Origin of the sequence: Serratia sp. S4 (genome assembly GCF_000347995.1) — a bacterium.
Lineage (GTDB): Bacteria > Pseudomonadota > Gammaproteobacteria > Enterobacterales > Enterobacteriaceae > Serratia > Serratia quinivorans.
The window spans coordinates 2,981,063-3,005,066 of record NZ_KB661120.1 but is presented as its reverse complement, the minus strand read 5'-3'; the positions used below and the strand labels follow the sequence as shown (position 1 = coordinate 3,005,066).

Genomic DNA, 24,004 nt, shown 5'->3' with positions numbered 1-24,004 from the left:
GCAGTGTAAACCAATTCAACTCTGCTGCCAGCTACCTGAGCCTGTTTCAGCACAAAAATAGTCGCTGACAGCGGAGTGGGTTAACAGGGTCAGTGTGCCGCGGCTTCAATCGATGGCAGCGTCAGCCAATGCCACTGGGTCAGCAGGTCAGTCGCAGGTGCCAGTGTAAACTGGACGCACAGCAGACCCACCAGGGTTAATACCACAGTATAGGGTAAAGCCATCCATACCATCCGCCCGTAAGACAAACGCACCAGCGGTGCCAGCGCAGAGGTCAGCAGGAACAGGAAAGCCGCCTGACCATTCGGCGTGGCGACCGATGGCAGATTGGTGCCGGTATTAATGGCGACCGCCAGCATTTCGAACTGCTTCAGGGAAATCACACCGTTTTCAAATGCAGCACGGGCTTCATTGATGTATACCGTACCGACGAACACGTTGTCAGATACCGAAGACAGCAGGCCATTAAACAGATAAAACAGCGCCAGTTGTGAAGAGGGTTGCGCCTGCAGAACAAAATGAATAATCGGTGTAAACAGGTGTTGCTCAATAATTACTGCCACCACGGTGAAGAATACCGTCAGCAGCGCGGTAAAAGGCAGCGCCTCCTGGAAGGCCTTACCGATGGCGTGTTCATCGGTGACGCCGCACAGAGAAGTGGCGAGAATAATGACCGAAAGACCAATCAGGCCTACTTCCGCCAGATGAAAGGCCAGCGCCACCACCAACCAAATGCCGATTAGCGCCTGAACGACCAATCTGACCTGTTCTTGTTTACTGCGTCCGGCGGTAGCCTGGCGGTCAAACTCGGTCAGTACCTCACGTACGCGTTCCGGCAGTTTTGCTCCGTAGCCGAAGACGCCGAAGCGTTCGAGCAGTAAGCAAACCAGCAGGCCGCACGCAAACACCGGCAGGGTAACCGGCGCCATGCGCAGGAAGAAGTCAACAAATCCCCAGCCGGCGCTTTTGGCAATAATCAGGTTCTGCGGTTCACCCACCATGGTCATCACGCCGCCCAGCGCGGTACCGACGCCTGCGTGCATCAGCAGGCTGCGCAAGAAGGCGCGGAACTGCTCGAGCGTCTGTTTGTGATCGTCACTGACCAGGGTGCTATCGTCACCGACATCAATATTACCGTCATTACCGTCAGAACGGTTTGAAGCCACGTTGTGGTAGATCGAATAAAATCCGGTAGCGACGCTGATAACCACCGCAACGACCGTCAATGCATCGAGGAAGGCTGACAGCAGCGCCGCCGCAAAACAGAATGCCAAAGAAAGCAGCATTTTTGAGCGGATGTTGAGCAGTAGCTTGGTGAAAACGAACAGTAGCAACTGCTTCATAAAGTAGATGCCGGCTACCATAAAGATCAGCAGCAGCAGCACTTCCAGATTATGGGCAATTTCCTCACCCACCCGATCGGGGCTGGTCATGCCGATCAGCACTGACTCAATGGCCAGCAGACCACCCGGCAGCAGTGGGTAGCACTTCAGCGCCATTGCCAGGGTAAAGATAAATTCGACTACTAACAGCCAACCCGCAATGAACGGATCGACCAGGAAGAAAACCAGTGGGTTGACCACCAGGAAAACCAGAATGGCCAGTTTGTACCAGTCTGGTGATTGCCCGAGGAAGTTTTTCACCAGGGCACTGCGAAAGGTCGTTTCCATTATGCGTTACACGTCCTGAAAATAAGTTGTCTCATACTAGCCTAACAATGCCGCCGGGGCAGATGCAATAAGGGCTTGCTTTACGATGAGAAATTTCTCTAAGCGGTGTTTTTGCACGTTTTTTGCCACTTTATGCACAGTTTCGTTCAATGTTTTTCGCTCACGCTAGGTCATGCAATAGCGATCTGGTATGATCAGCCGACTACTATTACTGATTATCGTCGCTACGGAACGTCAAACACATGGTCATAAAGGCGCAGAGTCCTGCCGGTTTCGCGGAAGAATACATTATCGAGAGTATCTGGAATAATCGCTTCCCTCCTGGCACTATTTTGCCCGCGGAGCGTGAGCTTTCAGAACTGATTGGTGTCACGCGCACCACGTTACGTGAAGTTTTACAACGCCTGGCGCGTGATGGCTGGTTGACCATTCAGCATGGCAAACCGACCAAAGTAAATAATTTCTGGGAAACATCCGGCCTCAATATTCTTGAGACGGTGGCACGCCTCGACCATCAGAGCGTTCCACAATTGATCGACAACCTGCTGTCTGTGCGAACCAATATTGCGGCGATCTTTATTCGCGCAGCGGTGCGTAACCATCCAGAGGCCGCTCAGGAAGTGTTGGCGAAAGCCACTCAGGTGGAAGATCAGGCGGATGCTTTCAACCTGTTGGACTACGAAATTTTCCGTGGTCTGGCGTTTGCCTCCGGCAACCCGATTTACGGTCTGATCTTCAACGGTCTGAAAGGCTTGTATACCCGCGTTGGCCGTTACTACTTCTCAAACCCGGAGTCTCGCAAACTGGCGCTGACTTTCTATAGCAAGCTGTCGACGCTGTGCCATGAGAAGTCATACGATCAGGTAATGGACTGCGTGCGTAACTACGGTAAAGATAGCGGCGCCATTTGGCAAAGCATGCAAGGCACTATGCCAAGCGATCTGACCGAAGCCCGTCGTTAACCTCAACACCGCATTACGTAAAAGGGGCGCCATTTGGCGCCCCTTTAGTTTTTAGTTATTGAACAGTCTTACAGTGGTGTTGGGCGCGGTGGGCAACGCTCCAATAGCTCGACGCTGCCGTCTTCGTTCTGTTGCTCCAAAATAATGTCGAAGCCCCACAGACGGTGCAGGTGTTTCATCACTTCACGCCGACTTTTATCCAGCGGGGCGCGATCCTGCGGGATATAACGCAACGTTAATGAACGGTCACCGCGTAAATCTACATTCCAGATCTGTATGTTCGGCTCGTGGTCGCTCAGATTATATTGCGCCGACAGCTCCTGACGGATTGCGCGGTAACCGGCTTCATCATGGATCGCGGCTATTTCCAGGTAGTTATTGCGATCGTCATCCAGCACGGTGAACAGCCGGAAATCACGCATGATCTTCGGCGACAGGAACTGGCTGATAAAGCTTTCATCCTTGAAGTCACGCATGGCGAAGTGAAGTGTTTCCAGCCAGTCTTTACCGGCGATGTCCGGGAACCAGTAACGATCTTCTTCCGTCGGCGACTGGCAGATGCGCTTGATGTCCTGGAACATGGCAAAGCCCAGTGCGTAAGGATTAATGCCGTTGTAATAAGGGCTGTTGTAAGGCGGTTGATAAACCACGTTGGTATGGCTGTGCAAAAATTCCAGCATAAAACGTTCGGTAACCCGACCCTCGTCGTACAGATGATTGAGGATGGTGTAGTGCCAGAATGTCGCCCAGCCTTCGTTCATCACCTGGGTTTGTTTCTGCGGATAAAAATACTGACTCACTTTGCGTACAATTCGCAGAATCTCACGCTGCCAGGGTTCCAGCAACGGCGCATTCTTCTCCATAAAGTAGAGGATGTTTTCCTGCGGTTCGCTCGGATAGCGGCGCGCCTGCTCAGGTGCCTCTTCACGTTCAACCCGTGGCAGGGTCTTCCACAGCGTGTTTACCTGGCTTTGCAGGTACTCTTCGCGGCTTTTTTGCCGGGCAGTTTCTTCGACCAGTGAAATTTTCTGTGGCCGTTTGTAACGGTCCACGCCGTAGTTCATCAACGCATGGCAAGAGTCCAGCAGCCTCTCCACCTCTTCAACGCCGTAGCGCTCCTCGCACTGGCTGATGTAGTGGCGGGCGAACAGCAGGTAATCGACAATCGAACTGGCGTCGGTCCAACTGCGGAACAGGTAGTTATTCTTGAAGAAGGAATTGTGCCCATAGCAGGCGTGCGCCATCACCAAAGCCTGCATGGTGATGGTGTTTTCTTCCATCAGATAGGCGATGCAGGGGTTGGAGTTGATCACAATCTCATAGGCCAGGCCCTGCTGCCCATGCTTATAGCGCTGCTCGGTCTCAATGAATTTTTTACCGAATGACCAATGGGTGTAGTTAATCGGCATGCCGACGCTGGAATAAGCGTCCATCATCTGCTCTGAGGTAATGACCTCGATCTGATGCGGGTAGGTGTCGAGCTTGTAATGTTTGGCTACGCGATCGATGTGCTCCAGATACACCTGCAGCAACTCGAACGTCCAGTCCGGTCCATCGCTCAGACGTTTATCTTCCTTGACCTTATCATGTGTTGAAGTAGTCATCAGCGCACCCTCGTTATTACGGACCTTGCTCGAACGGCAGACCCTGTATCAATCGTAGCTCAATCTACGCAGAGGTAATAATGATATAAAGCTTAAAAATTCAACGATCTGTCGTCGGCAACCCACCGGGAGAGCTACCGGGGAGCTTTTACCCTGAGTTTTTTCTGCTGGAACAGGATCTCACTCCGGCAAAGCGTTATATCAGTAAAGTTGCTATTTTGTAGTTTATTACTCTGTGGTATTGGCGCTGTTTCATTTTTATATTCTGTTAAATCCTTGTTGCTTTCTTGGCTTTTACTTGGTGCTATCAATGCAGTCATTGACTGCACATCGGCCTGTGTTTCGCTCTCAAATCCTCCTTTCACCGCATCTTATCGCTATTTATAGGTAGCTATTGCAAAAGAGACGGCCATGAACGATAAATTAATTGTGAATGTTGTCACGTTTGATGACGAAGATGTTGGACGGATTTTTCCACTGAGTTAATTTCCTGTGAGCAGAAGATTATGCTTTGTGAAGCCTTAAGCTGGAGTCAGCGATGCGAGTGGTAATTTTAGGTAGTGGAGTGGTGGGTGTTGCCAGCGCCTGGTATTTGGCGAAAGCGGGGCATGAGGTGACGGTGATCGATCGTCAACCCGGCCCGGCGATGGAAACCAGTGCGGCGAATGCCGGTCAGATCTCACCGGGCTATGCGGCTCCGTGGGCTGCGCCTGGCGTGCCTTTGAAGGCGGTTAAATGGATGTTCCAGCGCCATGCGCCTTTGGCGGTTCGTCTGGACGGCAGCAGCTTCCAATTGAGCTGGATGTGGCAGATGCTCAAAAACTGCAACACCGAACACTACATGACCAATAAAGGGCGTATGGTGCGGCTGGCGGAATACAGTCGTGACTGTATCAAGGCGCTGCGCCAGGAAACCGGCATCCAGTATGAAGGCCGTCAGGGCGGGACGCTGCAACTGTTCCGTACCCAGCAACAGTTTGAAAGTGCGGCCAAAGACATCGCGGTGTTGGAAGATGCCGGCGTGCCCTACAAACTGCTGGAAGCCAGTCAGTTGGCCAGCGTTGAACCTGCGCTTGCACAGGTGGCGCATAAGCTGACCGGTGGGCTGCAACTGCCTAACGATGAAACCGGCGACTGCCAACTCTTTACCCAGCAACTGGCCAAACTGGCGCAGCAGGCCGGGGTTACTTTCCTGTATAACCGCAGCGTCGATCGCCTGCTGGTGGAAGGGGACAAGATTAGCGGTGTGCAATGTGGCGGAGAAATCTTCAAAGCCGACAGCTACGTAGTGGCCTTTGGTTCTTATTCCACCGCGCTGTTGCGTGACCTGGTGTCGATCCCTGTCTATCCGCTGAAAGGCTACTCGCTGACCATTCCTATTACCGATGAGTCCGCCGCGCCGTTCTCAACCGTGCTGGATGAAACTTACAAAATCGCCATTACCCGTTTCGATCAGCGTATTCGCGTCGGCGGCATGGCGGAAATTGTTGGTTTTAACACGCAGCTTGAACAAAAGCGTAGAGAGACGCTGGAGATGGTGGTGCGCGACCTTTACCCTAACGGTGGACGGGTGGAAGACGCTACCTTCTGGACCGGTTTGCGGCCGATGACGCCGGACGGCACGCCAATTGTCGGCAAGACCTCGCTGAAAAATCTGTTCCTGAATACCGGCCACGGCACCCTGGGCTGGACCATGGCCTGTGGTTCCGGCCAACTGCTTTCCGATTTGATTTCCGGTATCACGCCGGCCATTCCTTCAGACGATCTGGGAGTGGCACGTTACAGCGCCGGATTTCGCAGCCTCTACACCGGCCCCTTGAACGATGTGCATCCCGCGCGTTAAAAACCCTAATTTATAATGTTATTGTCACGGGCGTTGGCCCGTGACCGCATTTGCCGGCCCGTAGGAGTGCCCATGCCTCGCCCGATTTCCGCCACGTTACACCTTGGCGCTTTTGAAAATAACCTGCAGGTGGTTCGCCGTTTCGCCCCCAAAGCCAAAGTCTGGTCGGTGGTCAAGGCCAATGCCTATGGTCACGGTATCAAACATGTCTGGCGCAGTCTGGCGCAGACAGACGGTTTTGCCTTGCTGGATCTGGCCGAAGCCATTTTGCTGCGTGAGTCCGGCTGGCAAGGACCGATTTTGTTGCTGGAAGGTTTTTTCAAGCCACAGGATTTGGCCCTGCTGGACCGCTATCGTTTGACGACCTCGGTACACAGCGACTGGCAACTGGCGGCGATAGCCGAGGCCAAACTGTCGGCACCGCTGGATGTTTATCTGAAAGTGAACAGCGGCATGAACCGTCTGGGTTTTGCACCGGAACGTTTGCACTCTGTCTGGATGAAGGCTCAGGAGATCGGCAATATCGCCAGCCTGACGCTGATGAGTCATTTCGCCACCGCGGACGGTCCACAGGGCGTCGAGGCGCAAATGGCCAGCATAGAACGGGCGGCGAAGGGCATCACTTTGCCGCGCTGTCTGGCCAACTCTGCCGCTACGCTGTGGCACCCGGAAACCCATGGCAGTTGGGTGCGGCCGGGCATTGTGCTCTATGGTGCTTCACCAAGCGGCCAATGGCGTGACATTGCCGACAGCGGTCTGCAACCCACCATGACGCTGAGTAGCGAAATTATCGGTGTTCAAACGCTGAAATCCGGTGATCAGGTGGGTTATGGCTGGCGTTACCGCGCCGAGGGAGCACAACGCATCGGCGTGGTAGCCTGTGGTTATGCCGATGGCTATCCGCGTCATGCGCAAACCGGTACGCCAGTCTGGGTGGACGGTGTGCTGACACGAACGTTAGGCACGGTTTCAATGGATATGCTGGTGGTCGATCTTACGCCTTGCCCGCATGCGGGTATCGGGGCGGAAGTGGAACTGTGGGGGCGGCGCCTGCCGGTTGACGATGTCGCCACCGCGGCAGGTACGCTGGGTTATGAATTACTGACGGCACTGGCCGCCAGAGTGCCAATCATCACCGAGGCCTAAGCCTCAGGCAATCTTCTTCAACTGACCTTTTATTTGCTTGCTGCGCTGTCGTGCGTGCAGCGCCAGCAGGCAACCCACCAGCATCACCAGCGCCAGTGACAGTTTGGGCTGCAATGGCAGCGCCATCGCCAACAAGCCCAGAGCCGCACCGCCGGCCATCTGCACAAAACCTACCAATGCAGAAGCTACCCCGGCCTCATTGGAATACGGCTCCAGCGCGTAGCTGGTTGCCGGGCCCATCACAAAGGCTAAACCAGCGCAGGCAAAAGCGACCGGTAGCATATAAGCCAGCCAGTGAGTTTGTGCCGCACCGGACAGTAAGGAGACGCCCAGCAGCAGCCCAATAGCCCCGATACCCATCAATATACCGCCGGTTGCCAGACAGACTGGGCGTCCGACCTTGTGAATGATGCGGTTGGCGAAAAAACTCACCAGCATGATCCAAAAACCATTGGCGCCAAACACCAACGAGAATTGCAACGGCGTCAGCCCGGCGGTGCCCATTAGCACGTTGGGGGCCAGCGAAACGTAGGTCAGCGCCATGCCCATGGCACCGGAGTTGACTACGGCGAAGGACAGAAAGCGGCGATCGCGGGCGATGCGAGCATATTGTCGCACCGGCAATCCTTTGACGCGCACGGTGTCCGCCGGACGGGTTTCCGGCAGGCGAAGGGCGATCAGTACCAGTACCGCCAGCGCATAACACACCAGGAACCAGAATGGGGCGCGCCAGCCAAAGGCTTCTGCCAGCAGCCCGCCCAGCAAGGGGGCCAGAGCAGGAATAATATTCAGCGTACCGTTGAGAAAACCGAAGGCACGGGCCGCATCGTCGCCGTTCATCCGATCGCGCACGCCACTGAATGCCACCACTGCGGTACAGCAGACCGCCACACCCTGCAACAGGCGAGAGGCGACAAACATCGTTGGCGTGGTGGCCAGCGCCGCCATCGCCGCGCCAATCATGTAAATCACAATACCGGCCAGAGCCACCGGCTTGCGGCCGTAGTTATCCACCAGCGGGCCGGCAATAACCTGCCCGAGGCCCAGCACCAAAATGAACAGAGAAATGGTGGACTGAATCAGCGCTTCACTGCTGTTAAGGCCAACGGCGATAGCGGGGATGGTCGGCAGATAGAGATCGATACCCAGCGGGCCGAGCAGCACCAGGCTAAGAAGCAGAAACAGAAATTTTTGCATAACAAAAACAGCACATCCGAGTGACAAAGAGGGCTAGAGTAGAGATTCTGGCGCTAAATGGAAAGAGGCAAAACATAGGCCCGCCGCCGGTACGCCAGTCCGGTTCTATTTATGACCCAGCGGCTTTGCGATAGTAAAGTGCCGATACCGTATCCGCCACGTAACGCGCCTGATGTTTGGCGTCGTCCAATGCCCGATGGGGCGTGCCTTCAAATGCCCGCTCTTTCTTCGGATTAAAGCCCAGCATTTCTGCCAGGGTGATCACCGTGCGCACATCTTGCGTATCCCAAAACTTCCATGGACAGGGCATATCAAGCTGCTGGAAGGCATGTTCGAGGATGGCGCAATCGAACTCCTTGCCGTTACCCCAAACCTTGACCTTATCGGTGCTGTTCATATGGATAAACCGGCTCAGATTGGTCAGCGTGCGTTTAAGGCTTTCTGTGCCGCCGAAAGCCAGTTTGCGCGCTTCGTCGGACTGTTTCGCCCACCAGGCGACGGTATCCAGGCTGATGGTTCTGCCGGGCTGATCTTTTTGGCTGCTGACGGCGTTTTCAAATTCCGCACCGAGCTGCCCGGTTTGAGGATCGAAAAATACCGCGGCGACCACCAGGATCACCGCACTGGGTTTTATATCCAGCGTTTCAATATCTAACATCAGATGGTGCATTGGGTCTCCCGGCCGGTTGAGGTACCGCATAATATTACTACAAACCGGGCCGGGATGCGCCGTCAGCCCCGACGGTTACCGGCGGTATTGGCCAGCGTTACCGCGAGCACCGCCAGTAATATCAGGGCGATCGCCGGTGCCAGAACTCCCCATGGCGCCCGTTCGATATAGGGCATGCCTTCCGCCAGCACCAGCCCCCATTCTGCTCTGGGTGGCTGCGGACCCAGGCCAAGGAAACCCAGGGCGGCCAGCGCCAGCGCAATCCCCGGCAGGCGCAGCATGGCATGGCGCAGCAGTGGCCCCCATAAGGCAGGCAGCAGGTAATGCGTCAAGGTGCGCAGTCGACCTATCCCCAACACCGGCAGCATGCGGATATAGGGCTGAGTGCGGGCTTCCATCAGCAGCGAAGCGCAATGAGCGGCCAGCGGAGCCCAACTGACCAACATCACCGCGCAGGCGGCGCCGTAGGCTGAAGGGCCGCTAATGGCGACCACTAACAGGCCTGCGATAATCGGCGGTGTGGCGTTGGCCAGCTCAATCATTCCGCACATCAGACGTGGCATCAGCCCGAAGATTATCCCGAGGAACAGCGAAGCGAAGCTGACCGCCAGTGCCAGCAGGCTGGTATTCAGCGCACCGTAAGCGACGCGCGCCAGGATGTCCCGACCGGTGGCATCCGCGCCGAAGGGCAGATCGAGGCTGGGTGGCTGGAGGCGTATATGCAGAGACGAAAGTGGATCGCGTATGATCCCGCTCAGCACCAACAAGCATAACAACAGCGCGGCAAAGGCGGCGAAAACATAACTGCCTTTGCCGCTGTGCGGTGGCGGCGTCGAATTGGCCAGGCTTGGCGCTACCCGACCCAGCAACAGATAATGCGCGCCCTGTGCCAAAAAACCGGTGCTGAAGGCGATCAGCAACAAGATCAGAATGCCGCATTGCAGCGTTGGAAGATCTTGTGCGATGGCGGCACCTAATGTCGCTCTGCCCAGACCGGGAATGGCGAAGACTTTCTCGACGGCGATAGCGCCGCCGGTAAGCCCAACCAGCACCAAACCGATTTGCGGTAACAAGGCGGGTAGCGTGCGGCGCAACACCGCCAGCAGACAACGCCACCGGGAGATACCGGCCAGGCTCCAGGTGATTAACCAGCGCTCGGATAGGGTCGCGGCCAAACCATCACTGAACAACAGGCCCAGCAGGCCGCCGGCAGGTAAACCCAATGCCAACGCCGGCAGCACCACATGGCGCAAACTTTGCCAGCCGTAGGGGGGAAACCAGTTTAGCCAGACGGCGCCGAGGATCAGTAACAGCGCGGCCAGGAGAAACTCGGGCAGGGCGGTCAGCACCACCGCCAACACGCCTGCGGGACGGCGGTACTCGCCATGCAGGCCGCGCCAAAGGGTTGGCAGTGCCAGCAACCCTGCGACCAACAGCGCTATCGCCAGCGCGTAGCCCATTAACGTTAGAGAAACCCCGGTAGCCTGTAACAGCCCCTCCAGTACCGGGCGACCGGAGATCCAGGAGTGACCGGCGTCGCCATGCAATACCCCATTAAGCCAGCGGCCAAGCAGCATCAGCGGCCCGTCGTCCAGAGCAAAGCGTTGGCGAATGGCATTCAGGGCTTCGGGCGTCGCTTCCTGTTCAGCCGAGCGAGCTCGCAGCAGGCTAATTGCCGGGTCGCGACCGGATAGCCAGGGCATCAGACCGATCAGGGATATCATTGCCAACAGGGCAAACAGCCGCGAGGCCAGTGGCAATAGCCATTGCGCCAGTCGCATCAGGGCTGTCCGCTGGCGATCATGCTGCGCGGTGTCACCAGTTGGCGTTCTCGCGGATCGCGCTCTGCATTCTTCATGCCCACGGCTTCCCCCTGGATCACTCGTTCATGCAGCAGCGGGATCGCGGCATTAGTGGCCAGTATGCGTTTTTCCGCCGCCATGATCGCCTGACGCCGCTGTGCTCCGGCCGCAATAGCGGCAGCCTGAGTTATAGCCGCATCCACCTGCGGGTCGCACAGTTGGGCGATATTGAACGAGCCCTGACAGGCGAAATCGCTGAACATATAAGCCAGTGGATCGCCGGAGTCCAACACCGTGGCTCGCGACAGAATAAATGCGTCGAATTTGCCTGCCAGCGCATCGGCCTCAATATGCGCATATTCCCGCACTTCCTGTTTCACCACAAAGCCTGCTGCGCCAAGCTGTTGCGCCAGATAAACGGCGACTTCCGGTAGCTCGGCGCGATCGCTGAAGGTGGCCAGGGTGATGGTTTTATTCGTTACCGTCTTGGTGGGCAGCAAGGGTTGCGGCTGTCTCAATGGGGCGGCCCAGGGCAGTGCCGGGCCAAGCAGCCCGCTGGCGACATCGGCACGGCCTTCGTAAACATTGTCCACCAGGGGTTGACGCTCAATAGCCGCGGCGGCGGCGGCACGCACCTGCGGATCGCTAAAGACACCTACTCGGGTGTTCAGATACAGGGTATTGGTGCGCGGCATCGGCACTTCATGGATGCGTTCTGCCGCAATCAGTGGCAACTGTGATACCGGCACGGCTTCAACCAGATCGGCACTGCCGGTGCGCAGAGCTGCGGCTCGGGCGGAACCGTCCGGTACAAAACTGACGTCGATACCCGGCGCTGCGGCTTTTTGGCCCCAATAACCTTCAAAACGCTTTAGTCGCGCGCTGCTGGTCCCGTTGATTTCCGTCAGCACAAAAGCGCCGGTCCCGGCCAGCAATGGGTTAACCACGCCGTTGGCACCGTAAGCCCGTTCGGCAAGGATCGCCAACTGTGGGCTGGACAGCCGTTGCGGAAGTAAAGGGTCGGGGACCGCGGTGGAAATAATCACGGCGTGATCGCCTTCAATGCTGACTGATAATTCAATGCCGTCGAGGATACGCGGTTTGGGTGCGGCGTTGATTGCCGCCGAAAGTGAGCGTACGACGCTCTGTGCTGTCATTACACTGCCGTCGTGGAAACTGACCCCCGGCCGCAACACAAAGCGCCAGCGGTGTTGATCTATCTGCTGCCATTCGGTGGCCAATGCCGGTTCGGCATCACCATTGGCGTTCAGCAGCACCAGCGTTTCGGTATTGCTCCAGCGCGAAAGTTTAAACGCATCATCGCTGAGCGGCGTGAGCCCGGAACGAGGCGGTTGCAACATGGCCAGCCGGATGCGCCGTTCTTCGCCGTTACCTGCTTTCGGTTCGGCAGGGTCAAAACAGCCGCCAAGCAGCAAGCTGCCGGCGAGCAGGCAGCCGGTGGGGCCAATAAAGCGTGGGTTCAACATGAAAAAGTCCTCAGAATGTCAGGGCTGATAAAGGGCGGGTAACGAGGGAATGGCGGCCAGCAGATCGCAGGTGGCGGCATGTCGCGGGCTGCGCAGCAGTTCATCGGTTGGACGATCTTCCACGATGACGCCGCAGGCCATCACCAGCGTTCGTTGGCATAGGGCGGCGACCAGTGAAATATCATGGGAGACAAGTAGCATGCCCATATTTTGTTGACGAGTAATCTTGTCCAGCAGGCCGATGATCTGCTGGCGCAGTGGCAGATCCAGACCGCTGACCGGTTCATCGGCGATTAAAAAACGGGGCTGTAGCGCGATAGCACGCGCCAGCGCCACCCGTTGTGCCTGCCCACCGGAGAGCTGGCCGGGGCGGGCGTGTATCAGGTGATCATCCAATTCGACCTGCCGCAAGGCCCGCTCAGCGGCAATGCTCAAATCCTGCCTGGGTGCCAGCTGACGCAGAGGTTCAATAATCAACTCGGCCACCGTGTGGCGCGGGTTAAGTGAGGCATGGGCATCCTGAGGGACGTATTGCACCAAACGTCGATACCAGCGCAATGGGTTCACAGCGGTTGGGCGGACGGCATTACCCTGGCATAGGATATGGCCGGCATCCGCGGTTTCCAATGCCAGCAACAGCCTGAGTAGCGTTGATTTCCCTGCGCCGGAGCAGCCTACCAGCCCGACGCGTTCCTCCGGATACAGATTCAGGTCGGTGGGTTTCAGTCCGTCAGACTGTGATGAATATCGTCGACAGACTTGCTGCAGGCTGATAAAGGGCAGCGTTCCGCTGATTGACATGCCATTCACTCCGTTAACCTGCCAGACTCAACGGCGCTGTCCGCTTGGAGGTTGGACGCTGCGCTGTGGCAACCAATTGCCGGGTATAGGGGTGAGCAGGGTGATGCAGTAATTGTGCGAACGATCCCTGCTCGACTATTTTGCCATCTACCATGACGATGGCGCGCTGACACAGGTTGGCGGCAACGGTGAGATCGTGGGTAATAAACAGCAATGCCGGTGCGTGAGGACGTTCGGTATAAGCTTTCAGGATCTCGATCAGTTGATGTTGGCTGACCATGTCCAGCGCAGTGGTAGGCTCATCGGCGATTAGCAGGCTTTTCTCACCCACCAATGCCAGCGCCGCGCAGACTCGCTGGCATTGTCCGCCAGACAGTTGGCCAGGATAGCGTGACATGATGATCTCCGGGGGCAAGCCTAATACTGCCAGTAACTCGACGGCGCAACGCTGTGCCCGTTGTTTTTTCATGTTGTTCTGGCCCTGTAGTGCCAGGATTAGTTGCTGGCCCACGCGGGTCAGGGGATTGAGACTGGTAAAGGGATCCTGAAAGATGGCTGCCAGTGCGGGGCGTTTGCGCTGTTGCAAATGCCGGCCAGCGAGTTCTTGCCCTTGCAGCCGAATGGAACCATTGACTGTCGCGCCAGTCGGCAGAGTCCCTAAAATGGCGGCGGCAGTGAGTGATTTACCTGAACCCGATGCACCCAACAGACACAGACGTTCGCCGGCATACAGCGTAAAATTCAAATCGTGAATTTTGACGTCTCCATCAAGCGACAGCGTCAGGTGTTCTACGGTGAGTAACGGCGAGGGTTGGTTATCCATGGCAGATCTTTTTCTTGTGATTTTTGTTATGTGATAACATAACATTCACGTGCCGAAAATAACCAGCGGATTTACGAAATACTTTGAAATAGTGTAAAGCGGGGTAAGCAAGGTATGATGCTGAGGGTTTTGTTGTCAGGTTGGTCTTATCGGTGAGAACGCTTATTTTTGTTTTGTGTATGGCAGGTTATCTGCTGGTGCTGAGTTACCTTGGTGTTTTCGTCACGGATAAAATATGTGAGAAATCCAATAACTACACCAAGGTGTGCCGCCTGGTCGATATTTCAGAACCGCATATTCCAAAGTAAATTCGGCTGTCAGCTCAAATAGTCAGCGGTGATCAACGGCGTCAATAGCCCTGCTAATGCCGCCAGCGTTGCCCACTGTCGCCACCCAAGTCGTGCCAACCAATCCTGGCGCAGTGGCGGTGTCGCAAGCTGACCCACCGCAACCGTGCCGGTCAGCAGCAGGGTCAGAAAAATGAAAACCAACCCACGGCTCCATGCATTGAACTCGATGTGCAGCACATTGGCGTAGTACAGCCGCATCAGAATGTAATAGGCCAGCATCACCCAGGCGAAATGGGTGCGTTTTTTCAGCACCTGGTAAAGTAAAAATGCGATGAAAATACTGTGGCACACGGAGATCAGTGGCGCTTCAATCGGGCGCCTGACGCAGCCGTTATAGACCGCCAGATAGATATTAAAGACCAACTGGGCATAGAGGGTATAGATATACCAGCCATAGATGATTTTGAGCTTTTTGGGGGTGGGGGGGGTTGGGCAATAATCCGATATCATTGGAGCCTCCTGAGCTGACTAGCGTTATACCACCTAAAAACTAAATGAAAATTAAACGCCAAACAGGCTTTATTTTACTCTCGATCTGGAACTAAGCCGCATTAGCCAGGTCTGTTAAATGCTGCGACACGCAAGGTGTTTTTATGTGGTTTATGATGGTAATTCATTGATATGAAAGATTATAAAAGCGATAACTCCGCAGTGTACCTGCTGATTATCACCCTGGGACTTTATTTCTTCCTGCCACCAGCGCTGGTCGCTTTCTTCTTTGATTGGTTAAACCTCAACCCCTTCGTCATTATTCGCTTCTGGCATTTTAATCCGTTTTCCGCCGACCGCGGGATCCCCCTCTATCAAACCTTTATATACATATTAAGTTTATGGGTTATAGCGAATATTCTGCTGGCGCTTATTTTGCTGGTGGCTCGGCGTCTCTATGTTTGGTTCGTCAAAGGAACTCGTTGAGCACTGGCACCAGATAGATCATATTGATTCGAGTTTGTATGCCAGCCAAATGCTGGCATTTTTTTATTGTTGATTTTCAATCTACTTTTCCACAATCAGCCCAAGGTTTTTTGCCGACGGCAAGTTAGTTCGCCTGCTGATAAAAAGTATCCTCATGCTTGTAATTCCTTATCGATAAAGATAATAATTATCATTAATATTTCCTTTTCTTTACATACAGCACACCGATAGAACTTTTGCACTCTTGTCAGCCAGCGCTGCTGATGGGGGCGGGTCGGGGGTGACTTAATGATACTTACCGGGGATTACAAATATGCAGATGATTTTTCCTGTCAAACGGTCGCGTGTTTTGTGTGCACTCGCGATGTTCCTGCCGTTGACTTCGTTGGCTGAAGACACCCTGGTGGTTAGCGCCAGGCCCGCTGATACTGCCGAGTCGGTGACTCAGGGCTACCAGGCGACCACCAGTCAGGGGGCGACTAAAACCGACCAGCCGCTGATCCTGACAGCGCAATCTGTTTCCGTGGTGACACGCCAACAAATGAGCGATCAGCATACCCAAACGGTTAACGATGCACTGAAATATACCCCGGGCGTTTTCACTAACTTCGCCGGCGGCGCGACACGCTATGACACCATTGCATTACGCGGTTTCCACGGCGGTGATGTCAATAACACCTTCCTCGACGGCCTGCGCCTGTTAAGTGACGGCGGCACCTATAATGCCTTGCAGGTTGATCCCTGGTTCCTGGAGCGTATCGACGTTATCAAGGGGCCTTCTTCAGTGATGTACGGGCAAAGCATTCCGGGCGGGCTGGTGGCCTTGACCACCAAGCGCCCGCAGTTTGCCACGCAGGGGCAGGTTAATCTTTCGGCGGGGAATAACAGCACCAAGGGCGCGGCTTTCGATGTAACCGGCCCTTTGTCGGATCAGTGGGCTTACCGGCTGACCGGAATGACGCGCAGCAGCGATACCATGTATGACCATCAGCGTGAAGAACGCTATGCAATTTCGCCGTCATTGCTGTGGCAACCAGATGAAAATACCTCACTGTTACTGAAAGCTTACCTGCAAAAGGATCCGTCCGGCGGTTATCACAGTGCAGTACCGGCAGATGGAAGTCTCTATTCCAGCTCGGGTGACAAACTGGGGCGCGGATTTTTTGATGGCGAGAGCAGCCGTAACGTCTTCAAACGTTGGGAGCAGATTTACAGCTACGCTTTCTCACACAGCTTTAATGACGTTTGGTCATTCCGACAGAATGCCAGCTATACCCATTCTAACGTTGAACTGCAGCAGGTTTATCAGATTGGCTGGGATCAGGATCACCAGTTGCTTAACCGCTATTACAGCGGCTCGGCAACCTCACTGGATGCATTCGCCGTCGACAACCAACTGGAGGCCGACTTTGCTACCGGGCCGCTGGATCACAAAGTGATGCTGGGCCTGGATTACCAGCGTTTTCGTAATAACCTGTGGGATGAATCTGCCGGCGCCTCTCAATTGAACCCTTATACCGGTGTGTCGGGGGGCGCGGGGCTGACCAATCTGACGCATACCGATTCCCGACGCCACTATGAACAGACGGGCGTTTATCTGCAGGATGAAATCAGCCTGCAGAATTGGTATCTGAATCTGTCTGGCCGTTTTGATCGTATAGAGGCAAAAAATACGGTGCTCAACACCGGCACCAGCGATGAACGTCGTGACGACAACTTTAGCGGCCGTGCCTCGTTGCTGTATCGCTTTGACAGCGGTTTCTCACCTTACGCCAGTTACAGCACGGCGGTGACACCGGAATCGCTGGCCGATCAAAACGGCCATATGCTGAAGCCGAGCACCAGCGAGCAGTACGAGGTGGGCCTGAAATATCAACCGCCGGGCAGTTCATCAATCTACAGCATGGCCCTGTATGACCTGACGCAGAATGACGTCGCCAACCGGGTGGTGCAGCAAAGTTATTATCTGCCTGCCGGGAAAGTACATTCTCAGGGGATTGAACTGGAGGCTCGCAGCAAGTTAACCGAACATCTCGATCTGATAGCGGGCTACACCTACAACAAGGTGAAGTTTAAAGATGCGATTGACGGTAACAATGGCAATACGCCGTATCTGGCACCGGAGCAAATGGCTTCGCTGTGGGGCAAATATGCCACTGCCTACGGCGTGGATCTGGGGGCTGGGGTGCGTTATATCGGCAAACAATGGGCGGATAACGAAAATACGCTACGTATTCCTTCCGTGACGCTGTTGGATGCTTCGGTGCGGATGAATCTGGATCGCGTTAATCCATCGTTGAAAGGGGCATATGTGCAGTTAAACGTGAATAACCTGACCGACCGAAAATACGTCGCGGCCTGTTATGGCACCGGTTATTGCTATTGGGGGGCAGAACGCTCCGTGCTGGCGACGGTAGGGTACGATTTTTAAGGTAAAGCTCATGACTGCCCCGTCGGTCTTTGGCGGGGCGGTTTATCAAGCGTTAGAACAAGGAGAACATCAACACTACCGGCAGGCTCAATGGCCAGGTCAGGCCAATGGTTAACGCACTGATAAAACGAATCTTAATGGTATCCCGGCTGACCAGATAGGTAAAAATCATAGAAACTAACAGGCCAATTAAATAAAAGTATTGTGTTGCTACCCACAGCGACGACATGAAACCAATCCCAGTTGTATTTTTAAGCCTTAAATTTTAAGACCTCAATCCCACATAATCAATGCTTATTAATTCTTTCTTTTTTTAACGAAATATACCCACAGAATTTGTAGATATATACCAATTTAACGGTTTTATTAGACTGCAGGGAGAGAGCGTAATTTGAAAATGTTAAGGATATGTAATATATTGGTGTCTTATAAAGCAAAATGAGGCGTTATTATGAGCTTTTGGAGAATTGTATTTACCATCATCTTGCCCCCTTTGGGTGTACTGCTGGATAAAGGGATCGGCGGGGCGTTTATCCTCAACATTATTCTGACTCTGCTCGGCTATTTCCCTGGTCTGATCCACGCATTCTGGATCCAGACCAAACAGTAATGGTTTTGCGGGCATATCGCCCAGGGAAGCGGTCTGTTCAGCGTAACGCTATCAACCCTGGTATGGGCACATGCCGGGGTTTTTATCTTTGAAGAGGCTAATGAATATTGAGGCCGTAGACAAACAACCATGAAAAAAGCATCGCCAACAGGCCTGCGATACAAAGAATGGAGATCATTTCCTTCACTGAATAATTCCCTTTTGATTTCGTTGAAATTACTTCCCATTGTTTTTTCATGAGATTTTAGATCGTAATAGGTAAAAATCCTAGTTTTAATGTGGTGATATGACCGATCCGTGGATTTATGCTGACGGAAATCTGGCAGATCACCCGAGCTGAATGGAACGCCAGAAGGGATATAACCAAGGGTTAACTATTCGTAGCTATTGCTGAAAGCGGCGGCAGTGAACTATATACAACAGGGCATATAAGGCGTTTTGGCTTGGTGCAGATGGCGCTGGAAGCATGGCGATGTTGATTATCGGGTCTGGCGTAACGCCTCCACGTGGTTAAAGAAGGAATTTGTAATGAATGCAAAACCTACAGTAGTCCTGGTCCATGGATTTTGGGGCGGTGCAGCCCACTGGAGTAAAGTCATTACCGAATTGTCGCATAAAGGATATCACTCGATTCATGCCGTAGAGATGCCGCTGACATCGCTGGCCGATGATGCAGAGCGCACGCGCAAGATGGTGGCACAGCAAGAAGGCCCGGTGTTATTGGTCGGGCACTCTTATGGTGGCGCGGTAATCAGCGAAATGGGCAATTTGCCTAATGTGGTCGGGCTGGTGTTTATCGCTGCCTTTGCACCAGATGCAGGGGAAAGCCCTGGCGGCATCACTCAGCAACATCCTCCGATTGCGGCGGCGAACCTGGCACCGGACAGTGATGGCTATTTATGGATTAAAGCCGATAAATTTCACGAAAGCTTCTGTCAGGATCTTTCCGCCGATGCAGCACTGGTGATGGCGGTAACCCAGAAGGCACCGCTGGCCAGTACCTTCGGCAACGAGATCACCGAACCGGCCTGGAAACACAAACCTTCCTGGTATCAAATTTCCAGCAATGACCGAATGATTGCACCAGAAAATCAACAGCATATGTCGGCACGGTTGAAGGCTAAAAAAGTCATTACGCTGAATGCCAGCCACGCCTCGCTCGCTTCGCATCCGCAGGAAATCGCCGCTTTGATCGACGATGCCGCTAACGCCTTGTAAACCTACATCGCTCAGGCCCTGCGACTGCGGGGCTTTTTTATGACTGTCGGTACTCGCGGACGTCTACCAGACCTCAAAATCCCTTCTGGCTATCCTGTTGACCTACAAAGCTTGACGCCAAAAAAATCCCGCACAGCGGCGGGATTAAGGGATGATAGCGACAAACTGGATGTTGTTCTGATTCTGCGGTGTTGTGTGTTTCCAGACCACGACAGTAGCGCACCTGAATTTCGACGACAAGACGAAAAACGGCAATGGCGCAGGTATCAGAATATCCTCATAAGAAACTGAAATTGTTTGCTAAATGGGTAACTCAATGGAAGGGGCATAGCCTGATAGCGATTATAGAACCACTTCCTTGTGGAGAGGCGTCCTAGCGTCGTTTCCGCTTGGTGTTGAAAGTAGTTCCCCTTCTTTGCCGCAAATACATGACAAAGGAAAATACGACAACTGCGATCAAAACGACGATGATTGCAACGGGAAGGTATTCCATAGCACTCACCTGAGATGGCAATTCGGCATCCCATTAAATAGGACTTTTCCTAATTCAAGCAATAAGCATTGCGTAAGGGAAGCGTAATTAGGAATTACCTTAGCTATCGTCCCCTGGAACTGTGCAGGAGAAAAAACCATTAAACGAACAGTAACTTACAGCTTTATCTGAGAGGCAGGGAAGGCGGGCAGTTGATTTGATTGAGCGGGGCGTTAGGTAAACCTGAATTAAAACTTTCCAGTGGCAGTTTCCATTATTTTTGCAAAAGAAAACGGCCGATTAGTCTGATTAACCGGCCGTTGATAAAGATGTTAATTATGCGGTCTGCTTGTGGAAAAGCTCGCGGAACACCGGATAGATATCGTCCGGTTCGCGGATATGCTGCATGGCAAAATTATCGAATTTCGCCTGCAGGTCTTCATACTCACGCCACAGTGTTTGATGGGCACGGCGGGTGATTTCAATGTAGCTATAGTAACGCACCATCGGCAGCAGTTTCTTCGCCAGCAGTTCGTGACATAGCGGTGAGTCATCGGCCCAGTTATCGCCATCCGATGCCTGTGCGGCATAGATATTCCATTGTGCCGGGTCGTAACGTTCTTCAACCACTTCATTCATCAGTTTCAGCGCGCTGGAAACTATGGTGCCGCCAGTCTCCTGCGAGTAGAAGAACTCCTGTTCGTCCACTTCCTTCGCCTGGGTATGGTGACGGATGTACACCACGTCGACGTTTTTATAGGTTCTGCTCAGGAACAGATAGAGCAGAATATAGAAACGTTTGGCCATGTCTTTGGTGGCCTGGTCCATCGAGCCAGAAACGTCCATCAGGCAGAACATCACCGCCTGGCTGGAGGGTTCGGGCCGCCGTTCATAGTTCTTGTAGCGTAAATCGAAGGTGTCGATAAAGGGCACGCTTTCGATTTTTTTGCGCAACTCGGCAATTTCCTTCCGCAGCCGTTCCTCTTCCAGCAGTTGCACCGGTTCGGTGTTTTCCATCTGGGTGAGTTCGTCTTCCAACTCATGTAAGGCGCGCCGTTTACCGGCGGTCATGGCGGTTCGTCGCGCCAATGAGTTTTGCAGAGAACGCACTACGCTGATGTTAGCCGGCACGCCGTTGGCGGTGTAACCGGCCCTATGGGTCTTGTACTCGGTGAGCTGCTTGTACTGATTCTTTTTCAGGTTTGGCAGCGCCAGATCCTCAAACAGCAGATCGAGATACTCGTCCTTGGAGATCTGGAAAACGAATTCGTCCTCGCCTTCGCCATCCTGGCTGGCGTTACCCTGGCCGCTGCCACCGCCGCCGCCACCCTGTGGGCGCTCAACGCGGTCATTCTGGACAAAGTGGTCATTACCGGGATGAACGCGGTGGCGTGTGCCACCGCGACCCTGATGAAACATCGGCTCGTTGATATCGCCAGTGGGGATCGAGACGGACTCCCCGCTGTCTACGTCGGTGACCGAACGCTTGTTGATGGCTTCGGCAATCGACTGTTTGATTTGCGACTTGTAACGACGCAAGAAGCGCTGGCGGTTCACCATGCTCTTGTTTTTACCGTTCAGCCGTCGGTCAATAAAATAAGCCATACTTCCCCCAAACGACGTTGCCAACTTTCTACGCCATCTCCATGACGCTAATTCTCATTAGACGTTATGAAGACTTTCTGACCCGCAGATACCATTCACACAGCAGGCGAACCTGTTTGCGGGTGTAGCCTTTCTCCATCATGCGATCGACGAAGTCGTCGTGTTTCTTCTGCTCGTCCGTTGAGGTCTTAGCGTTAAACGAAATGACCGGCAGCAACTCTTCGGTGTTCGAGAACATTTTCTTCTCGATCACGGTACGCAGCTTCTCATAGCTGGTCCAGTTAGGGTTGCGGCCACTGTTATTAGCCCGGGCGCGCAGCACGAAGTTGACTATTTCGTTGCGGAAATCTTTCGGGTTGCTGATGCCGGCCGGCTTCTCGATTTTTTCCAGTTCGGCGTTCAGCGATTCGCGATCGAACAGTTGGCCGGTATCCGGATCACGGTACTCTTGATCCTGGATCCAGAAATCTGCATAGGTCACGTAGCGGTCAAAAATGTTCTGGCCGTATTCCGAGTAAGACTCCAGATAAGCCGTCTGGATCTCTTTGCCGATAAACTCGGCGTATTTCGGGATCAGATAGCCTTTCAGGTGCTCCAGGTATTTCTCTGACTGATCTTGAGGGAATTGCTCACGTTCGATCTGTTGTTCCAGCACGTAGAACAGGTGTACCGGGTTAGCGGCGACCTCTGCGTGATCGAAGTTGAATACCCGCGACAGAATTTTAAACGCGAAACGGGTAGACAGGCCGTTCATGCCCTCATCAACCCCGGCATAGTCGCGGTATTCCTGATACGACTTGGCTTTGGGATCGGTGTCCTTCAGGCTTTCACCGTCATAGACGCGCATTTTCGAGTAAATGCTCGAGTTTTCCGGCTCTTTCATGCGCGAGAGCACGGTAAAGCGAGCCAGCGTTTCCAGAGTGCCAGGGGCACATGGCGCATGGGTCAGTTCACTGTGATCCAGCAGCTTGTCGTAGATTTTGATCTCTTCCGACACCCGCAGGCAGTAAGGCACCTTGACGATGTAAACACGGTCGAGGAAGGCCTCGTTGTTTTTGTTGTTACGGAAGGTCACCCATTCTGATTCGTTGGAGTGAGCCAGGATAATACCGCTGAACGGCAGGGCGGAAATCCCCTCGGTCCCGTTGTAGTTACCTTCCTGGGTGGCGGTCAGCAGAGGGTGCAGCACCTTGATCGGCGCTTTAAACATCTCTACGAACTCCATGATCCCCTGGTTGGCGCGGCACAGAGCACCGGAATAGCCATAGGCATCCGGATCGTTTTGCGCGTGATTCTCCAGCTTACGGATATCGACCTTGCCGACCAGCGCGGAGATATCCTGGTTGTTCTCATCGCCCGGTTCGGTTTTGGCGATGGCAATCTGTTCCAGAATAGAAGGGCGTACTTTGACGACTTTGAATTTGGTGATGTCGCCGCCAAACTCATGCAGGCGCTTGGCCGCCCACGGCGACATGATGGTGCCGAGGTAGCGATTCGGGATGTTATATTCTTTCTCCAGAATATTGGCATCCTCCTGCGGGTTGAACAGGCACAGCGGGTGGTCGTTAACCGGGCTGCGTTCCCCGTTGGCGCTCAGGGTGTAGATAGGCACCAACTGCATCAATGCTTTCAGGCGTTCTGCCAGCGATGATTTCCCGCCGCCCACCGGGCCCAGCAGATAAAGGATTTGTTTCTTCTCTTCGAGGCCCTGCGCGGCGTGTTTCAGGTAAGAGACTATCTGCTCGATAGCTTCCTCCATGCCGTAGAACTCTTCGAATGCCGGATAGCGCGCGATCACGCGGTTGGAGAACAGGCGAGACATGCGCGACTCAAGCGCAGTGTCGACCATGACTGGTTCACCGATAGCCATTAGCAGACGTTCGGCCGCATTGGCATATGCACTGCGATCTTGCCGGCAAATGGTAAGAAAGTCCTGCAGTGTGAACTCTTCGTCCTTGGCAGCTTCGTAGCGCTGGCGATAGTGGTCAAATATGTTCATGGCGATGCCCGTCCTTTCGTTATTAGCACAGGTTAAAGGGAGCTGGTGATAGTGTTTTGGCTCCCGAAAGAAGAAGTTATCCCTGAGTACAGCAACTCGTATGCCAACTTGGTGCGCTTATTATCGCGAGTTGCGCTGTATTGCCACTGGCTCAGGATTTATTCACCTTCTGATTTAAGCTTAGTTTGCATACCAGAAAATTTCCTGCGTGATAAAAAGCTTTTTTTAAGTCATATCAATGACTCAGTTATTACAGGGATAGCCAAATGCCTTGTCTGGCGCGGCCTGCGGCAAAAAACGTCATGGTTCTGCCATGATTAATTCATATTTAGGTTCTAAGTTATTCGATCTCGGTCGTTTTCTATTGTAAAGATTCAGCGACTAACTAAATTCTCACAT

Annotated in this window: 19 protein-coding genes; 7 read left to right on the top strand and 12 right to left on the bottom strand. The window is 53.8% G+C overall.

Annotation, left to right across the window (positions count from 1 at the left end; genetic code table 11):
* Nucleotides 1-89: 89 nt before the first annotated feature.
* Entirely contained in the window at nucleotides 90-1,670 is a 1,581-nt protein-coding gene (gene nhaB / locus SERS4_RS0114760) for a sodium/proton antiporter NhaB (RefSeq protein ID WP_017893078.1), read from the bottom strand.
* Between the two features lie 242 nt (nucleotides 1,671-1,912).
* Here nhaB and fadR point away from each other — a divergent pair, with 242 nt between their 5' ends.
* On the top strand, nucleotides 1,913-2,632 hold the full coding sequence (gene fadR / locus SERS4_RS0114755; protein WP_012145472.1) for a fatty acid metabolism transcriptional regulator FadR: 720 nt from the start codon (nucleotides 1,913-1,915) through the stop codon (nucleotides 2,630-2,632).
* A 68-nt stretch (nucleotides 2,633-2,700) separates the two neighbouring features.
* On the opposite strand, the gene SERS4_RS0114750 is transcribed toward fadR, so the two are convergent.
* A complete protein-coding gene (locus SERS4_RS0114750) occupies nucleotides 2,701-4,236 on the bottom strand; it encodes a SpoVR family protein (protein WP_012145471.1) in 1,536 nt (511 codons plus the stop codon).
* A gap of 538 nt (nucleotides 4,237-4,774) precedes the next feature.
* Here SERS4_RS0114750 and SERS4_RS0114745 point away from each other — a divergent pair.
* Both SERS4_RS0114745 and dadX read left to right on the top strand, forming a co-directional pair.
* Nucleotides 4,775-6,079, top strand: coding sequence for a D-amino acid dehydrogenase (locus SERS4_RS0114745; protein WP_012145470.1), 1,305 nt, complete (start codon nucleotides 4,775-4,777; stop codon nucleotides 6,077-6,079).
* A 72-nt stretch (nucleotides 6,080-6,151) separates the two neighbouring features.
* Entirely contained in the window at nucleotides 6,152-7,225 is a 1,074-nt protein-coding gene (gene dadX / locus SERS4_RS0114740; RefSeq protein WP_017893077.1) for a catabolic alanine racemase DadX, read from the top strand.
* A 3-nt stretch (nucleotides 7,226-7,228) separates the two neighbouring features.
* On the opposite strand, the gene SERS4_RS0114735 is transcribed toward dadX, so the two are convergent.
* The 7 genes from SERS4_RS0114735 to SERS4_RS0114705 all read right to left on the bottom strand — a co-directional run bounded on the left by SERS4_RS0114735 (nucleotide 7,229) and on the right by SERS4_RS0114705 (nucleotide 14,805).
* Nucleotides 7,229-8,422: a multidrug effflux MFS transporter gene (locus SERS4_RS0114735; RefSeq protein WP_012145468.1), complete on the bottom strand. Its 1,194-nt coding sequence runs from the start codon at nucleotides 8,420-8,422 to the stop codon at nucleotides 7,229-7,231.
* A gap of 109 nt (nucleotides 8,423-8,531) precedes the next feature.
* Nucleotides 8,532-9,092: a 3'-5' exonuclease gene (locus tag SERS4_RS0114730; RefSeq protein ID WP_012145467.1), complete on the bottom strand. Its 561-nt coding sequence runs from the start codon at nucleotides 9,090-9,092 to the stop codon at nucleotides 8,532-8,534.
* Between the two features lie 62 nt (nucleotides 9,093-9,154).
* Nucleotides 9,155-10,873 (bottom strand): ABC transporter permease subunit, encoded by a 1,719-nt coding sequence (locus SERS4_RS0114725; RefSeq protein ID WP_017893076.1) that lies wholly within the window; start codon nucleotides 10,871-10,873, stop codon nucleotides 9,155-9,157.
* Nucleotides 10,873-12,381: an ABC transporter substrate-binding protein gene (locus tag SERS4_RS0114720; protein WP_017893075.1), complete on the bottom strand. Its 1,509-nt coding sequence runs from the start codon at nucleotides 12,379-12,381 to the stop codon at nucleotides 10,873-10,875. The genes SERS4_RS0114725 and SERS4_RS0114720 overlap by 1 nt, the downstream gene beginning before the upstream one ends.
* Before the next feature lie 18 nt (nucleotides 12,382-12,399).
* Nucleotides 12,400-13,182: an ABC transporter ATP-binding protein gene (locus tag SERS4_RS0114715; RefSeq protein ID WP_017893074.1), complete on the bottom strand. Its 783-nt coding sequence runs from the start codon at nucleotides 13,180-13,182 to the stop codon at nucleotides 12,400-12,402.
* Between the two features lie 13 nt (nucleotides 13,183-13,195).
* Entirely contained in the window at nucleotides 13,196-14,005 is an 810-nt protein-coding gene (locus SERS4_RS0114710; protein WP_017893073.1) for an ABC transporter ATP-binding protein, read from the bottom strand.
* A gap of 317 nt (nucleotides 14,006-14,322) precedes the next feature.
* The gene (locus SERS4_RS0114705) at nucleotides 14,323-14,805 is read right to left on the bottom strand and encodes a hypothetical protein (protein ID WP_017893072.1); all 483 of its coding nucleotides are present in this window, start codon (nucleotides 14,803-14,805) and stop codon (nucleotides 14,323-14,325) included.
* A 171-nt stretch (nucleotides 14,806-14,976) separates the two neighbouring features.
* On the opposite strand from SERS4_RS0114705, the gene SERS4_RS0114700 reads away from it, so the two are divergent.
* Together SERS4_RS0114700 and SERS4_RS0114695 are read left to right on the top strand one after the other, a co-directional pair.
* Nucleotides 14,977-15,270: a hypothetical protein gene (locus tag SERS4_RS0114700; RefSeq protein ID WP_012145461.1), complete on the top strand. Its 294-nt coding sequence runs from the start codon at nucleotides 14,977-14,979 to the stop codon at nucleotides 15,268-15,270.
* 313 nt (nucleotides 15,271-15,583) lie between these two features.
* Nucleotides 15,584-17,701 carry a TonB-dependent siderophore receptor gene (locus SERS4_RS0114695; RefSeq protein WP_017893071.1) on the top strand — a complete coding sequence of 706 codons (2,118 nt, stop codon included), beginning with the start codon at nucleotides 15,584-15,586 and terminating at the stop codon, nucleotides 17,699-17,701.
* Nucleotides 17,702-17,753: 52 nt separating this feature from the next.
* Here the strand turns inward: SERS4_RS0114695 and SERS4_RS26390 are convergent, their stop codons facing one another.
* Nucleotides 17,754-17,930: a GhoT/OrtT family toxin gene (locus tag SERS4_RS26390; protein WP_012145459.1), complete on the bottom strand. Its 177-nt coding sequence runs from the start codon at nucleotides 17,928-17,930 to the stop codon at nucleotides 17,754-17,756.
* Between the two features lie 222 nt (nucleotides 17,931-18,152).
* Between SERS4_RS26390 and SERS4_RS26385 the strand changes: the two genes are divergently transcribed.
* Both SERS4_RS26385 and SERS4_RS0114680 read left to right on the top strand, forming a co-directional pair.
* Complete coding sequence (locus SERS4_RS26385) at nucleotides 18,153-18,311, top strand: YqaE/Pmp3 family membrane protein (RefSeq protein WP_006322621.1); 159 nt, start codon at nucleotides 18,153-18,155, stop codon at nucleotides 18,309-18,311.
* Between the two features lie 528 nt (nucleotides 18,312-18,839).
* Complete coding sequence (locus SERS4_RS0114680; protein ID WP_026142403.1) at nucleotides 18,840-19,529, top strand: alpha/beta hydrolase; 690 nt, start codon at nucleotides 18,840-18,842, stop codon at nucleotides 19,527-19,529.
* An 808-nt stretch (nucleotides 19,530-20,337) separates the two neighbouring features.
* Here SERS4_RS0114680 and SERS4_RS0114675 read toward each other — a convergent pair.
* Both SERS4_RS0114675 and yeaG read right to left on the bottom strand, forming a co-directional pair.
* Nucleotides 20,338-21,606: a YeaH/YhbH family protein gene (locus SERS4_RS0114675; protein WP_017893069.1), complete on the bottom strand. Its 1,269-nt coding sequence runs from the start codon at nucleotides 21,604-21,606 to the stop codon at nucleotides 20,338-20,340.
* Between the two features lie 64 nt (nucleotides 21,607-21,670).
* Nucleotides 21,671-23,605, bottom strand: a complete 1,935-nt coding sequence (gene yeaG / locus SERS4_RS0114670; RefSeq protein ID WP_012145456.1) for a protein kinase YeaG — start codon at nucleotides 23,603-23,605, stop codon at nucleotides 21,671-21,673.
* Between the last annotated feature and the right edge of the window lie 399 nt (nucleotides 23,606-24,004).

Bases quoted from the DNA above. Each gene is read 5' to 3' on its own strand.
- nhaB (WP_017893078.1), bottom strand. From the start codon at position 1,670: ATGGAAACGACCTTTCGCAGTGCCCTGGTGAAAAACTTCCTCGGGCAA.
- fadR (WP_012145472.1), top strand. From the start codon at position 1,913: ATGGTCATAAAGGCGCAGAGTCCTGCCGGTTTCGCGGAAGAATACATT.
- SERS4_RS0114750 (WP_012145471.1), bottom strand. From the start codon at position 4,236: ATGACTACTTCAACACATGATAAGGTCAAGGAAGATAAACGTCTGAGC.
- SERS4_RS0114745 (WP_012145470.1), top strand. From the start codon at position 4,775: ATGCGAGTGGTAATTTTAGGTAGTGGAGTGGTGGGTGTTGCCAGCGCC.
- dadX (WP_017893077.1), top strand. From the start codon at position 6,152: ATGCCTCGCCCGATTTCCGCCACGTTACACCTTGGCGCTTTTGAAAAT.
- SERS4_RS0114735 (WP_012145468.1), bottom strand. From the start codon at position 8,422: ATGCAAAAATTTCTGTTTCTGCTTCTTAGCCTGGTGCTGCTCGGCCCG.
- SERS4_RS0114730 (WP_012145467.1), bottom strand. From the start codon at position 9,092: ATGCACCATCTGATGTTAGATATTGAAACGCTGGATATAAAACCCAGT.
- SERS4_RS0114725 (WP_017893076.1), bottom strand. From the start codon at position 10,873: ATGCGACTGGCGCAATGGCTATTGCCACTGGCCTCGCGGCTGTTTGCC.
- SERS4_RS0114720 (WP_017893075.1), bottom strand. From the start codon at position 12,381: ATGTTGAACCCACGCTTTATTGGCCCCACCGGCTGCCTGCTCGCCGGC.
- SERS4_RS0114715 (WP_017893074.1), bottom strand. From the start codon at position 13,182: ATGTCAATCAGCGGAACGCTGCCCTTTATCAGCCTGCAGCAAGTCTGT.
- SERS4_RS0114710 (WP_017893073.1), bottom strand. From the start codon at position 14,005: ATGGATAACCAACCCTCGCCGTTACTCACCGTAGAACACCTGACGCTG.
- SERS4_RS0114705 (WP_017893072.1), bottom strand. From the start codon at position 14,805: ATGATATCGGATTATTGCCCAACCCCCCCCACCCCCAAAAAGCTCAAA.
- SERS4_RS0114700 (WP_012145461.1), top strand. From the start codon at position 14,977: ATGAAAGATTATAAAAGCGATAACTCCGCAGTGTACCTGCTGATTATC.
- SERS4_RS0114695 (WP_017893071.1), top strand. From the start codon at position 15,584: ATGCAGATGATTTTTCCTGTCAAACGGTCGCGTGTTTTGTGTGCACTC.
- SERS4_RS26390 (WP_012145459.1), bottom strand. From the start codon at position 17,930: ATGTCGTCGCTGTGGGTAGCAACACAATACTTTTATTTAATTGGCCTG.
- SERS4_RS26385 (WP_006322621.1), top strand. From the start codon at position 18,153: ATGAGCTTTTGGAGAATTGTATTTACCATCATCTTGCCCCCTTTGGGT.
- SERS4_RS0114680 (WP_026142403.1), top strand. From the start codon at position 18,840: ATGAATGCAAAACCTACAGTAGTCCTGGTCCATGGATTTTGGGGCGGT.
- SERS4_RS0114675 (WP_017893069.1), bottom strand. From the start codon at position 21,606: ATGGCTTATTTTATTGACCGACGGCTGAACGGTAAAAACAAGAGCATG.
- yeaG (WP_012145456.1), bottom strand. From the start codon at position 23,605: ATGAACATATTTGACCACTATCGCCAGCGCTACGAAGCTGCCAAGGAC.